11 protein-coding genes and 2 pseudogenes are annotated in these 12,986 nt (G+C 69.0%); 6 read left to right on the top strand and 7 right to left on the bottom strand.

Going from position 1 to position 12,986, the window contains the following annotated elements; genetic code table 11:
• Positions 1-121: 121 nt before the first annotated feature.
• On the bottom strand, positions 122-418 hold the full coding sequence (locus tag ACZ7L1_RS38810; protein ID WP_471444371.1) for a helix-turn-helix domain-containing protein: 297 nt from the start codon (positions 416-418) through the stop codon (positions 122-124).
• Positions 415-1,230 (bottom strand): T3SS effector HopA1 family protein, encoded by an 816-nt coding sequence (locus tag ACZ7L1_RS38805; protein ID WP_471444369.1) that lies wholly within the window; start codon positions 1,228-1,230, stop codon positions 415-417. Before ACZ7L1_RS38805 ends, ACZ7L1_RS38810 begins: the two co-directional genes overlap by 4 nt.
• A 9-nt stretch (positions 1,231-1,239) precedes the next feature.
• On the opposite strand from ACZ7L1_RS38805, the pseudogene ACZ7L1_RS38800 reads away from it, so the two are divergent.
• From ACZ7L1_RS38800 to ACZ7L1_RS38785, 4 genes and pseudogenes are all read left to right on the top strand, one after another.
• Positions 1,240-1,476: pseudogene (locus ACZ7L1_RS38800) on the top strand (hypothetical protein); the annotation flags it as partial.
• Between the two features lie 83 nt (positions 1,477-1,559).
• A complete protein-coding gene (locus ACZ7L1_RS38795; protein ID WP_471444373.1) occupies positions 1,560-1,790 on the top strand; it encodes a hypothetical protein in 231 nt (76 codons plus the stop codon).
• A 472-nt stretch (positions 1,791-2,262) separates the two neighbouring features.
• Positions 2,263-2,907, top strand: a complete 645-nt coding sequence (locus ACZ7L1_RS38790) for a restriction endonuclease (RefSeq protein WP_471444367.1) — start codon at positions 2,263-2,265, stop codon at positions 2,905-2,907.
• A gap of 392 nt (positions 2,908-3,299) precedes the next feature.
• Positions 3,300-5,423: a HEAT repeat domain-containing protein gene (locus ACZ7L1_RS38785; RefSeq protein WP_471444365.1), complete on the top strand. Its 2,124-nt coding sequence runs from the start codon at positions 3,300-3,302 to the stop codon at positions 5,421-5,423.
• 1,368 nt (positions 5,424-6,791) lie between these two features.
• Here ACZ7L1_RS38785 and ACZ7L1_RS38780 read toward each other — a convergent pair.
• The 4 genes and pseudogenes from ACZ7L1_RS38780 to ACZ7L1_RS38765 all read right to left on the bottom strand — a co-directional run bounded on the left by ACZ7L1_RS38780 (position 6,792) and on the right by ACZ7L1_RS38765 (position 9,792).
• Entirely contained in the window at positions 6,792-7,019 is a 228-nt protein-coding gene (locus tag ACZ7L1_RS38780; RefSeq protein ID WP_471444364.1) for a hypothetical protein, read from the bottom strand.
• 141 nt (positions 7,020-7,160) lie between these two features.
• Positions 7,161-7,474 (bottom strand): annotated as a pseudogene (locus tag ACZ7L1_RS38775) (transposase); the annotation flags it as partial.
• Between the two features lie 136 nt (positions 7,475-7,610).
• Positions 7,611-8,729 (bottom strand): fatty acid desaturase family protein, encoded by a 1,119-nt coding sequence (locus tag ACZ7L1_RS38770; protein ID WP_471444362.1) that lies wholly within the window; start codon positions 8,727-8,729, stop codon positions 7,611-7,613.
• A gap of 7 nt (positions 8,730-8,736) precedes the next feature.
• On the bottom strand, positions 8,737-9,792 hold the full coding sequence (locus ACZ7L1_RS38765; RefSeq protein ID WP_471444360.1) for a ferredoxin reductase: 1,056 nt from the start codon (positions 9,790-9,792) through the stop codon (positions 8,737-8,739).
• An 87-nt stretch (positions 9,793-9,879) separates the two neighbouring features.
• Between ACZ7L1_RS38765 and ACZ7L1_RS38760 the strand changes: the two genes are divergently transcribed.
• Both ACZ7L1_RS38760 and ACZ7L1_RS38755 read left to right on the top strand, forming a co-directional pair.
• Complete coding sequence (locus tag ACZ7L1_RS38760; protein ID WP_471444358.1) at positions 9,880-11,019, top strand: PucR family transcriptional regulator; 1,140 nt, start codon at positions 9,880-9,882, stop codon at positions 11,017-11,019.
• Between the two features lie 153 nt (positions 11,020-11,172).
• Entirely contained in the window at positions 11,173-11,496 is a 324-nt protein-coding gene (locus ACZ7L1_RS38755; RefSeq protein ID WP_471444356.1) for a thioredoxin family protein, read from the top strand.
• 485 nt (positions 11,497-11,981) lie between these two features.
• On the opposite strand, the gene ACZ7L1_RS38750 is transcribed toward ACZ7L1_RS38755, so the two are convergent.
• Positions 11,982-12,746: an SAM-dependent methyltransferase gene (locus ACZ7L1_RS38750; RefSeq protein WP_471444354.1), complete on the bottom strand. Its 765-nt coding sequence runs from the start codon at positions 12,744-12,746 to the stop codon at positions 11,982-11,984.
• Positions 12,747-12,986: the final 240 nt, after the last annotated feature.

Raw genomic sequence — 12,986 nt, 5'->3', positions numbered from 1 at the left:
ACGCTGGGTGAGGCCGGGCGAGGAAGAAAGGAACCGGTGACTTGCCCTCGTCGATGCCTTCACCTGGGGTTTTTCAGTGCAGAGGGAAAAGAATACGAGCGGGCGGATGGGTTCATTCCGTTTACCTGCGCACGTCGGCCAGGCGCAGGACCTCGTTGAGCACGGCAAGGTCTTCGAGGGCTTCGTCCAACGCCGACCGCAGCTGCTGCACCTGGGCGCGGACCCGTTCCGAGCCCGTGGACACGGCCGTGCTGCCGGACAGCTGGCGGGATCCGGCGTGGACATAGCACCGGATCCACGATTCGACGCACGCCTCGGGAACACCCAACGTACGTGCAGCGGCACGGGCCCGTGCCTTTCCCTGCAGCACCCGCAGCACCGTAGCCGCCTTGACCTCCGGCGGGATTGCGGTCGTCACGCCGGCGACAGGACCGGTATCGGGGGCGAGCCGAGGTTGCGCGCCGGATCCAACGGATCGATGGAGGCGTCGAGGAAGGCACTTGCGACCATCTCTGCTGCTTCCGTCCGGTCCTCGTCCGGAAGCAGGGCGTGCTGGACGAGAGCCTCGGCAAGGATCGCGGTGCGGTGCTCACCGAAGCTTTGACCTTTGTGGCCGGCCCGGCGGTCGGCGGGCTCCCAGGCCACACCGATACCGGGAGCGACCTCACGGGTGAAGGGAGAGGTCGACTCTCCCACGCCGTCCAAGCCTTTCAACCGCTCTGCCAGGGCGGAGACGGCGTGCTGGGCACGAGGACCGAGATAGACCACGAGCGCGTCCCGCCGGGGGTACAGATGCGGAGAAGAAGAAACCTTGGCTCGGTAGGGCAGGCCAGCCTTTTCCAGATACGTCAGAACGGCATGCCAGGCGTCAGGAGCTGCTTCGGGATGAGTGAGATGGACGTACAGGCGCAGCATGTCACCGCTGCGCTCGTTGCCCAGGCTGCCGTCGGCCAGGAAGAAGCCGGGGGAGAGACCGGGGCGGGCGGCGGGAAGAGTCACCGTCACAGGTCCGGGCGGCGTTTCGGGAAGTGGCGTGATCACGGCCTCGGGTGGCACCCGTACCCGAACACCGTCCAGTTCGACCATCGTCTCGTTGTGCTCCGGGCGATAGGAGTGGAGCAGGGCCTGGGCCCGGGTGCGCTCGTGCGGCATCGCACCGGCCAGGCGGTGATCCAGGTCCCGATCGCGGAAGCTGCGAGGCCGGGAGGTCAGCGCCTCGCTGCGTCCCATGTGCAGGGTCTGGTAGAGGCCGGTGGCGAGCTTCTTGGCCAGCGCGGGAGCGCTGTCGCCTTCGAAGCGCCCGGCCGGGACTACGTCGAACTGGTCGGCGGGCCGTTGGACGGCCCACTGCTCGACATCACCGGCTCGGAGGCCGGCGGAGATCGACGACGGTGTGTCTCCCTTCAGACGGAGCTCGGGCAGTTCGGGCCCGGCGGCCGGGCGCTGTACAACCCACGCCCCGGCGATTTGGCCCAGGTCGCCGTTCTCGCCCGGGTCGACGCCGACACGCTGCTCACATCAAACGTCGCAGCGCTGCCACACGCGAAGAGCGCCTGCAGATGGCCAACGTCATGCCCGCCTGCCTACTCGGCTGCGGCTGCGGCGAGCTCTTCGAAGATGGCTACGTATACGTCACCAGCGACGGGGCCTTGGCCCTTGGCAACAAGGCCAGCACCACTCCCGACCTCGCTGAGGTCGCCAAGAACCTCGTCGGCAGAACCGTTGCCGACTATGGGCCCCACCGCGTGCCCTACTTCACTTGGCACCGAAACAACATCGCCAGCCGCTGACCTCGTCATGGTCAGGCGCAGGCACTGCCGATGAGGCCGCCGCGCGTCGGTTCGCAGACTGGAATCGACGCGCGGCGGTGGGTCCGCCTCCACCTGACTATCTTGCTCTGAAGGGTGCCTTGAGGGTGTTGGTAGTACGTCTCATCTCAGGGCAGACTCGTTGGACCTATTGACCTTCAAAGGGCCAGCTCCACGGCGAGCGTCAACGGTGCTGGAGTGAGGAGCGCCTGGTCTGGATCGCGTCGGCGATACTTGATGGCTGTGACGAGCGAAAACACTCCGGCGGTCAGACCGCCGCAGCCTCCGGCCAGACGTCAGATCCAGTGCTGGCAGGAGGCCGAGCACAATGCCGCGGCCTGGATGCGCCACTGGGGGTACGAGGACGCCTGTGCCCAGCCCGGTGGTAGTGACGGCGGGGTCGACGTACGCTCGCGGCAGGCGCTGGGGCAGGTCAAGTACCAGGGGGCCCGCGGTGGGGCGGCCCGAGCTGCAGCGCCTGTTCGGGGCCCGTGGCCGGGCCCTGGACAAGGACCTGCTCTTCTTCACGGGCAGCAGCTACGCCGCCACCGCGATCGAGTACGCCGCCGAGAACGGCATCGCGCTGTTCGTCTACGGCCTGGACGGCTCGATGACCGCGGTCAACACCCCGGCCCGCCGTATCGCCACGGCACCGGCTCCGACACCGCCCGCGAAACCGGCACCGGTCTTCGCCCCCGCGCCGCCCCTCGCCCCTGCCCGGGAGAGGCGACCGGGCACGGGCCGGATCGTGCTGAGTCTCGTCCTGACCGCCGTAGCGCTGTTCATCCCCGGCGGCGAGGGCTTCGACCCCCGTCCGAACCGGACCCTGGTGACGCTGCTGATGCTCGTCGTCCCCGCGGTCCTGATCGTCTCGGGCATCCGGGAGAAGTCCCGCCGCCGCTACTGGCCGACCGGCCTGGGCCTGTTCCTTCTGGACCTGCCGGTGGCCTGGCTCACCAACGCGCGGTTGTGGCGCGGAGACACCGCCGACGTCCTGGTGCCCGCGACGCTGACCGTGCTGTCCCTCACGGCCGCGATCCTGCTGATCCGCTGGAACACCCGCGGCACCGCCGCACCCTCGGGAGAGCCGGCAACCTAGGGCCCGTCTTCAAAGCCGATTATGGGGCCGGTTCTGCTTCCGCGAAGTTGATGGGCCGCTGCTACCTGCTGTTCGTGCTCTCTTGTAAGCGGCCAGTCCCTCTGCATTGCCGATGAAGGCCGGACCGCAGTGTGGTGACAGGCGAGCAATCACCATCGCTACTGCGATCTGTGCGCTGTGCGCTGTCCATACCGGCGATCCGCGGGCTGCTCCGGCTCGGTCCTTCGACGTAGTACCGGCCGTCTCTCAGTGTGCGATGTAGGGGATGTCCCAGGTGTACGTCCTTCCAGCGCAATCCGCCCGGCCCTGTTGGTCCTGGCTCGTGCCGGAGGTGTCGTACGGTCCCGTCCCGGGACGCCTTGTTGTCAGTGACGCCTGTCATTGTTCTGATCATGTTCGACGGACTTCATGACATCGACTGGGCGTCGATGGAGCACGCGTACGGCTCGGCCGAAGAGGTGCCGGCGCTGCTGTGGGCGCTGCGCTCCCCGGACGCCGAGAAACGCCGCAAGGCCCTGGACCGCTTCTACGACGCAGTCCACCACCAAGGCAGCGTGTACCCGCCCACGGCAGCCAGCCTGCCCTTCCTGTTCGAGCTGGCCGCCGACAGCGCCACGCCCGACCGGGCCGCCGTCGTGACGCTGATGGTCAGCATCGGCCGGCAGTCCCTCGACCGGGGCTTCGAGGACGACGGCACCGAGATCGAGTACTACCCCCCGATGGGCTGCGCGCAGGCCATCGCCTTCCTGCGCGAGCGCGGTGTGGAGTTCGCCGAACTCGCCCGCGACCCTGACCCAGACGTGCGCCTGGCCGTGATCCCCGCACTCGGGCTCTTCCTTGACGACGCCGACCAGGCCGCCGTCACCCTGCGCGAGCGGCCGACCGCCGAGCAAGGTATCGCGACGCGGCTGCGGATCGTCGAGGCGGCGGCCACCCTGGCACTGCGCCTGCCGGCGGCCTCGCCACAGGTCAGGGACTGGCTCGCCGGGCTCACCACCAACCCGGCTCAGGGCCCGGCGACCCGGCTCGCGGCCCTGGTGCAGCGGGCCCGCTGCGCCCCGGATCAGATCGGCGAGGACACCGTGGCGGCCGCCGTCGGCCTGCTGCGCGAGACCACCCGCGTCATACCCGTACAGCCGATCGCACCGGCCCCGAGCCGCCCAGCGGCACCCCAGAACAGCGTTGCGCCCCAGATCGTCGCCGCCTTCGAGGATCTCGACCGGCGCACGCGCGTGTACGCACCGACCACGGCCCTACTGCGGACGTTTCACGAAGCCCTGGGGGCCCGGGTGTCCGAGCGCACCGCGCTGCTCGCCGAGCAGCTGAGCAGCCCCGACCCCGGCTCACGCCTGGACGCGGTCCGTATGAGCGGGGAGCTGATGCGCACCTGGCGCGGGGACCACACCCGGCTCCTGATGCTGGTCGCCGGCCAGCTCACCACGGCCGACCAGGAGGTCGCCGCCGAGGCCGCGGCCGTCCTGGCTTCCTGCCACCCGATCGCCGCCCCTGCACGGGAGGCACTCGCCGCGCACATCGACGCCCAACGCGCGGCGCACGGCCCTAAAGCGTGGGCCGCACCGGAGACGCGGCTACGCAGAAGCCACCAGGAGGCCGTCCGGGCCTTGGCGCGCCTGGGCGACGCACGCGCGCTGCCGAGTCTGCTGGCTGCGCTGGACAGCGACGTCGACGCCTGGCGCGCGATCCAGGTCGTAGGGCATCTGCCGCAGGCGGCGGACCAGTTGGTGCCCCGGCTCTGCGACCACCTGCACCGCATCGACCTCTCCCAGCAGTGGACCGAGATGAGCGCCAACGCGATCCTTTCCGCCCTGGCCGCGCTGGGCGACCCGGCCGCGGTTCCTGCGGTTGTGGACACGCTCGGCGCCGCAGTGCGCCATGAGCAGGACCGCGTCACGCGATCGGCCCTGCAGGCACTGGGGGCGTTCGGCCCGGCGGCGACCGGCGCACGGGAAACGATCCGGTCGCTGACGACCGCCACCGACGCGCACATACGGCCTGCCGCGGTCGCCGCGCTGTGGGCCGTCGGCGGTGACCTCGCCGAGGTCATGCCGCTCCTGCTCAGCCTCCTCGACGACCGCATCACCTTCCGGATCAGTGACGCAGCTGATCTGCTCGGCGAGATAGGCCCGCCCGCCTCCGCCGCCTTGCCGCGCCTGCGGAAACTCCTGACGCACGACTACGAATGGGTTCGGGTGCACTGCGCGGCCGCGCTCTGGGAGATCGGCGGCGAGGCCGAGGCACCGGCCGTCCTGGAAGCCCTGCTACAGGCCATGGTCAAAAACCCCGCGACGGCCAACCACGTCGTGGCATGCCTGGACCGCATGGGCCCCCTCGCAGCACCGGCCCTGCCCCTGCTCCGCGAACAACTGGCCCTGCCCCGGCGCGGCGGCAGGTTCGAAAGCGTCGACCACGACGAGGAACTCCAGCGGGTCGGCCGTACCCTCATCGCCCGGCTCGATCTTCCAACGCCGCAAGCCCCCGCTCCGCGAACAGCCTGAAGCTGCGCCACCCTTCCTCTATCGGTATCCCGCCCCCAGTGGAAGCTCGGCGACATGGCTGCGATGTGTCGGCTTCGTGTCAGTGAGAGCGTGTCAGTCACGGTTGAGCGGGAGAACCGTGTTCCTGCTGGTCGCCGGCCCGTGGCCGGGGCTTGCCACTGACACGGCGGTGGTACTTCGCGGCCTCGCGGCTGTCATGGGGCGGTACGCCCCCAACTGGCTCACTGCCACGAAGACGGCACATCGCACCCCGGGCCGAAGGTGTGCTCCGTCTCGCCGGACGTGGGGTGGCCGGCCCGCACAAGGCGTTATCCGTGCAGGCCGCAAGGAACCCGTGCAGCGCAAGCCCCAGCGGCTGGCCTTCTGTTGATCAGGAGGCTGTGTTCCTTGCCTTTCTGATCAGGGTGTGCAAGGCGTCGGGGGCCGCCAGGCAGGGGGCCAGGAGGGAGCGGGCGTGGGAACGCACGGTGGCGTGGTCGGGGTGGTCCGGCAGCGTTCGGGCTCGCCCACGGTCAGGTCGACAACGCCGGGGCCGAGTTCCACAGCGCCCGGTGGCGGGCCGCCGAGCCGGGAAGCATGACGGCCACGTAGCGGCGACCTTCGTGCATGGGGAGCAATTCCGGCGCTGGGACTGGGTCGTCGTCGTATGGGTTCATGGCGCGGCGGGCAGCGTCGTGGGCGGCCCGAAGCCGCTGGCGGCGGTGGTTGGCCCTCCCCGCCCGTTCGAGCTGGTAGCGCTCGAGCTCTTCGCCCCTCAGCCAGCGGACGTTCGTGGACGCGCGGTAGGACCCAGGACACAGGGAAGAAGAGAAACCCTCTCTCCAATACGGGACGATGATTCCGCTCCTCAGTTCGACGATCTGACGGCAGCGACCGCATATGGGTGCGGTATTCAAGACGCCCGACCTTCCGGCACGGCGGGGTGGCCAGCCACCCCCTACTGCCGCCCAGATATGCCAACGCGGGGTCCAGCGTGAAAAGACCCACCCCGGTAGAGCGGCGGCCAGGGCGACCGTCCGGAGATGCACGTGCACTCACCCGGCAGCCCGCCGAGGGGGCTGAGCCGGAGCCTTCACGGCACCTCGCGGACGACAGCGCGCTCCGAGCGGCATCGTCCCAGGTTAGCGATATCCTTCGTTTTCGCGGCTGATGATACGGCGACCCCCTCAGGCCCGCGACGAACCCGAACCATGCGGCTGTGTGCGAACGTGAGCTGGACCGATGCGTTCCTTGTTTCCCACGACCGCGCGGGGCGCGCACGCCGCACGCCATGCCACCGGGAGCCGGTGCGGACGGCGAGTCCGGGCGGTCTCCTGCCGCCCGGACGTATCCGGCCGCTCCCTCACCGCGGCTTGGCTGCAGCCTGTCTCAGGACGTGCCCCGAATCTCCCAACGGTCCCGGAACCACCTCAGCGTTTCGGCGAGCAGCTCCCGGTTGCGGTCCTTCTCCAGCAGGGACAGCCGGATGTCGGGGCGCGGCTCCAGCTTGCCCTCCGGGATGTCGACGCCGTCCAGCGCGTTGAGACGCGTGAGGAGTTCGGCGCGCGGGGCGCGGTCGGTGAACGGCTCTCGCGCGGCGAGGTACTGGAACACCACCTCCGCAGTGCCCCGCGTCCGGTACCGGGGTAGAGCGTCAGCGGCCAGATGCCGCGGCCGGGGCCGCCCGCCTCGCCAAGCATGAGGAACGCGCTGGTGGTGACGTGTCCCGCGCCGTGGCCGATCCAGCCGCCGAGTCCCTTAGACGCCATTTCCTTTGGCCAGTCTGCGGTGGCATATGAGGGTTGCAGCGATGGCTGTGAAGGCGAGGAAGTGGGCGGGATTCCGTTCGTAGCGCCGGTGGAGACGCCGGCAGCCCGACAGCCAGGACACGGTTCGTTCCACGACCCAGCGGTGCCGGCCCAGTCGCTGACGATGCCTTTGCGGGCGATGCGGTGGCGGATGCCGCGCGAGGACAGCCATCGCCGCAGGTACTGGTAGTCGTAGCCCTTGTCCCCGTGCAGCTTTGCGGGCCGTCGGCGTCGCCGGCCGCGTCGGGAACGGATGGGCGGGATGCCACGGACGAGCGGGATGAGGGCCTGGACTGTCGTAGGAGGCGTGGCCGCCTCCTACGACGGCAGGCCGACCGACGACGCCACGGAGTTCGTCGCCCGGCTGGAGGGACAGAAAGATCTGAACCAGTACCGGGAATCAGGCCGCGACGAGCTCCTGCTCGCGGTCCGGCGTCTTGACCTTGGGCTTCTTGTTCGGCAGCGAGAGCCGGAAGACCTTGTGCCACGCGGAGAACACTTGCTTGGGCAGCGGCCCGGTGACGTACTCCAGCTCGTACTTTTCGAACAGCGTGCGCACCTTCACCGCGACCTCGGCGTACCGGTTGCTCGGCAGGTCCGGGAACAGGTGGTGCTCGATCTGGTGCGAGAGATTGCCGGTCATGAAGTGCATGGCCCTGCTGCCGCTGATGTTCGCCGAGCCCATCATCTGGCGCAGGTACCACTGGCCGCGCGTCTCGCCCTTGATCGACCGGCGCTCGAAGACCTGCACGCCCTCGGGGAAGTGCCCGCACATGATCACCGAGTGGGACCAGATGTTGCGGACCAGGTTCGCGGTGAACGTGGCGGCGAGCGTGGTGAGGAACGACGGGCCCGACAGCAGCGGGTGGATCACGTAGTCCTTGAGCACCTGCTTGCGGATCTTGCGGCCCACGGCCTTGGCCCGCGCGCGGAACTCCGGGTTCTTGCGGCGGCGCTTGTGCAGGTTCTTGCCGAGCTCCAGGTCGTACGCTGCGATGCCGTACTCGAAGAAGCAGGCGTTGATGAAGTTCCACAGCGGCTGGCCGAGGTGGAACGGGTGCCACTTCTGGTCCTCGTCGACGCGCATGATGCCGTAGCCGAGGTCGTTATCCTTGCCGATCACGTTGGTGTACGTGTGGTGCAGCTCGTTGTGCGAGTGCTTCCACTGGTCGGCCGGTGAGACGTGATCCCACTCCCAGGTGGTGGAGTGGATCTTCGGGTCCCGCATCCAGTCCCACTGGCCGTGCAGGATGTTGTGGCCGATCTCCATGTTGTCCATGATCTTCGCCACGGACAGACCGGCGGTGCCGAGCAGCCACGCGGGCGGGAAGATCGAGAACAGCAGCACGCCCCTGCTGACCAGCTCGAGCTTGCGCTGCGCCGAGATGACCTTGCGGATGTAGGCGGCGTCTTTCTCGCCGCGGCTGGCGATCACCTCGTCGCGGATCGCGTCCAGCTCGCGGCCAAGCTCCTCGATCTGCTCCGCGGTCAGGTGGGCGGTGGGGTCGATGGCGGTCAAGGTGCTCCTACCGGTCGATGTCGCAGGGGCCCGCCGCGGCGGACACGCAGGTCTGGATGAGGACGCCCGGCTCGGCCTCGGTGATCTCGCCGGTGCGCAGGTCGCGGACGGCGCCCGCCTTGAGCGGCGTGATGCAGCCGAAGCAGATGCCCATGCGGCACCCGGAGGGCATGAGCACGCCGGCCTCCTCGCCGATGTCCAGCAACGGCGTGGCGCCGTCCGCGTCGACGGTCTTGCCGGTGGCGCTGAACGTGACCTCGCCGCCGTCGCCGGCGACGACGATGCTGGGGCGGAAGCGTTCGGTGTGCAGGCGCTCTTGTACGCCGTGCTCGCTCCAGTGCTCCTCGGCGGCATCGAGCAGGCCCGCGGGCCCGCAAGCCCAGGTCTCGCGCTCGGCCCAGTCGGGCACGAGTTCGGCGAGACGGGCGATGTCGAGCATGCCGTCTGTGTCGGTGTGCACCTCGGTGAGCCGAAGCTTCCTGCCCGCGACCAGGTCGTGCAGTTCGTTGCGGAAGATCACGTCTTGCGGCTGTGGCGCGCAGTGGACCATGACGACGTCGTCGAACTCCATGTCGCGCAGCATGCCCATCACGGGCGTGATGCCGCTGCCGGCCGTCAGATAGAGCACCTTGGCGGGCTTGGCCTGCGGCAGCACGAAGTCACCGGTCGCCTGGTCGAGCTGGATCAGCGTGCCCGGTTTCGCCCTGCGGACCAGGTGGTTGCTGACCTTGCCGTCCGGGATCGCCTTCACGGTGATCGTGACGCGGCCGTCCTGACGGTTTGTCGGCGAGGTGATGGAGTAGGCACGCCACAGGCGCACCCCGTCGACGTCGACCCCGATCCGCACGTACTGACCGGCCGTGTGGCCGCGCCAGCCCCGTCCCGGCCTGATCACGACAGTCGCGGCGTCACCCGTCTCGGGGTGCACGGCCTCGATGCGCCCACGCAGGTCAGCGCCCGCACGCAGCGGGCTGACCAGGTCGAGGTAGTCCGACGGCAGCAGCGGCGTCGTGACCATTTCCAGCAGTTTCCACGCCCGGCTGCGGAGGGCTGCACTCGTCATGACTCCAGCTTGCTGGGCCTCAAGGCGTAAAGTCCTGACCGCAGGATGTGAATCTCGTCGGTTGAATTGTTCGCAGGGAACAAAAACGTGAGCCATGCAATCCAGAGGGCCAGCGAACTGGCCCTGGACGAGACGACGGTCACCGCACTTCGGGCCGCGCTGAAGACCACCGCCGACGAGGTCGTCCAGGCGATCATCGACGAGGTCCCTCCCTACGCCAACGCCCTTTCGGGCCACATGGGCGCCACCATCCGCCGAGCCGTCCGCACCGCCCTGGGGCACTACCTGGACCTCGCGAGCGGGAACGCCACAGGCGGCGACGCCGGCGATGCAGCCTACGAGCTGGGCCGCGGCGAGGTCCGCGACGGCCGTTCGATGGACGCCCTGCTCAGCGCCTACCGCGTCGGCGCCCGCGTGGCCTGGCGATGCCTGGCAGCGGGTGCCGTACACGCAGGTCTGCCCGCCGCAGAGGTCGCCAAGTTCGCCGAGCTGACCTTCGCCTACATCGACGAGCTCTCCGCCGCGAGCGCCGCGGGCCACGCCGACGAACTGGCCGCCCGGGGCCGGGCCCACGAGCGCCACCTGGAACACCTGGCCCGCGACCTCCTCGCCGGCGTGAGCCCGGACGTGCTGCTGGCCTCTGCTCAACGGGCCGGGTGGCAGCCTCCGGCTTCGCTGACGGCGGTCCTGCTGCCCGCCGCCCAAGCCCGGCCTGCCTACCGCACGCTCGACTCGAGCACCCTCGTCCTCGACGATCTGCCGGACGCCACCGGTGTGCTGCTCGTCCCCGATGCCGACCGATCACATCTCTTGCGGCAGCTGACGGACCGCACCGCCGTGGTCGGCCCGGCCCGGCCATGGACTCGTGCGTCGGCCTCGTACGCACGAGCCGTACGCGCGCGCTCCCTCTCCTCTGATATCCGCGACACCGAGGACCACCTGCCCGAGCTGGTGCTGAGCGCCGACGTGGAGGCGTTCGCAGACCTGCGTGCCCGAGCCCTCGCACCGTTGCGGACCTTGCCTGTCGCGACCGCACGGCGCCTCGAGGAGACGTTGCGGGCGTGGTTGCTGCACCAGGGTAGGCGGGAGGAGGTGGCGGCGGCGTTGTTCGTCCATCCCCAGACCGTCCGGTACCGGATGTCGCAGCTGCGGGAGCTGTTTCCGGATCTCGCATCGCCACACCGGGTCCTTGAACTGACGCTGGCGGTCGGTCTTCGGGTCAGCTGACGCGTGCTTCGCCCGTCCACGACGGTCCAGGAATCGTGCCTCGTTCTCGGTGCCATCAGCTGGCTCATGCGGCCCGGGGAAGAGCGGTATGAGCCAGCTGAGACCGGGGGATGATGTTGAAGACCAGACAAGGCCTCCGGAGGCCCGTCGGGGGTGCTGTCTCTGACAAGCTCGGAGTTCAATTCCATCCTCGGGATGAGCGGAGTTCCGGTCCTCGCATACTTCACCGGGAGATGGCCCAAGGCAATCGAGCGCTGCCGGGTGATGGACCTCGTCGTGGGTGGCCTCGCCCACGACCACACGGGCCGCCTGACGGCCGTCCGCGCCGACATCACGCGTTGTCCGGCCGCAACCGAGCGATACGGGATCACCGGAGCCCCGTCCTACGTCATGCTGAAGGAGGGAGAGGCGGTGGCGCACGGCACGGGGCCTATGACCATCGCCGAGGTACGGAAGTTCCTGGACGGCCACCTCTGAGCGGCCGCTGCACGTGGCCGCGGCGCCCGTCACGTCTCGTCTATGGGAGCTGCGCCGCCTGAGACACCTTGGGGCTGAGACACCCCCACAGGTCACATAACGCCGTCCAACCCTGTGTCCGTCGGCAGCCGTGCGAGGGCCGCCTCCCGGATCTCGGGGAACGACGCCGTCATGACCGTGCCCTGCCGGGAACGCAGCAGTACGTGGCGGCCGCGTGCACGGCGAACTGGGCGCGGTAGCCGTCCCACTTGGGTTATGCGCTGTTGAGCTGTCCACGGGCTATCGTCCAGCACTATGTCGATCACCGGATGGCGGGTGCACTTCACTCGCCGAGACCAAGCGTGGCCGTGCGAAGCGACCTCGTTCATGAGGGAGTTCAGTGCCCTGTTCGCCGGTCTCGATCAGCGACTGGACGACTTTGGTGTGCCCGAGGGACAGCCGTTCCTGATCAGTCCGGCGGGCGAATACGATGTCGCATTGAACCGCTACTTTTCGGTGCGGCTGGCGTCTTCTCCCTGGAACACGCAGGCCGCGCATGCTCGGGACCTGCGAACGTACTTCGACTTCTTGTGGTTCTCGCGGGGACAGCGTGACTGGCGGTACGCGACGGTGGACGATCGGGCGGCGTGCGAGTGGTGGCGCCGTCGCGACGAGCGTGGGCCTCGGCTGGAAGACACGAGCTGGGACCGGGAGGTCTCTACGGTCAAACCAGTTTTGAAGCTGTGTTCGGGCTCCGAGGCCCACGGCAGTGGGTAGCTGACGAGGGTGGGATCGCCGAGGAGCATGACGTCGTACACGATGAAGAGGCCCTCGTCGGTCAGGACGCGGCTGATCTCGGTGAACAGGCGGGTCTTGTCCTCGATGTTCATGCCCACGTGCAGCATCCAGGCCCGGTCGAAGCTCGCCCGGGGAAAGGGCAGTGCGGTCACGTCACCCTGCTGGAACCGGGCCCGGCCCGTGAGGCCCACACGGTCGGTGAGCCAGCGGGCGAGGTCGACGTACTCCTCGGTGAGGTCCACGCCGGTGACGTCGGCGCCTGCGTGTTGGGCCAGATGGCGGGCCGGGCCACCCAGGCCGCTTCCCACGTCAAGGACACGCAGGCCCGCTCTCAGCTGCAGGTGTTCAGCCAGTTCTCGCGTCGCCGCATGGCCGCCGGTGTGGAACTCGTCCACGCCATGAAGGTCGTCGGTGGTGAGCGCGGTATGCCCCGGGTAGAGGCGGTCGAGCGCTTCGTCGATCCTCCGGCGCAAGTCGCCTTGCCGGCAATGGCGTGCTACAGCGGACGGCTGTGGTGCGCTCACGGGAACGTCCTTTAGGTCATGGGTGGTCGAGCGCGACCGAAGCTTCTGCAGGGCTTCGGAGCGTGGTGCCGAAGAAGGCGGAACCGGCGGTGTCGTCCTAGGCGCTGTTTCTCGGATCTCCCTCCGCGAGTGAGGTGTTGGGGGCAGGCTGACTGCATGGGACGCGGAGACCTGACGAACGCAGAGTGG

Source organism: Streptomyces sp. NPDC107546 (assembly GCF_055639175.1).
The sequence above is the reverse complement of the archived record's forward strand: the minus strand, read 5'-3'. Positions and strand labels throughout refer to the sequence as shown.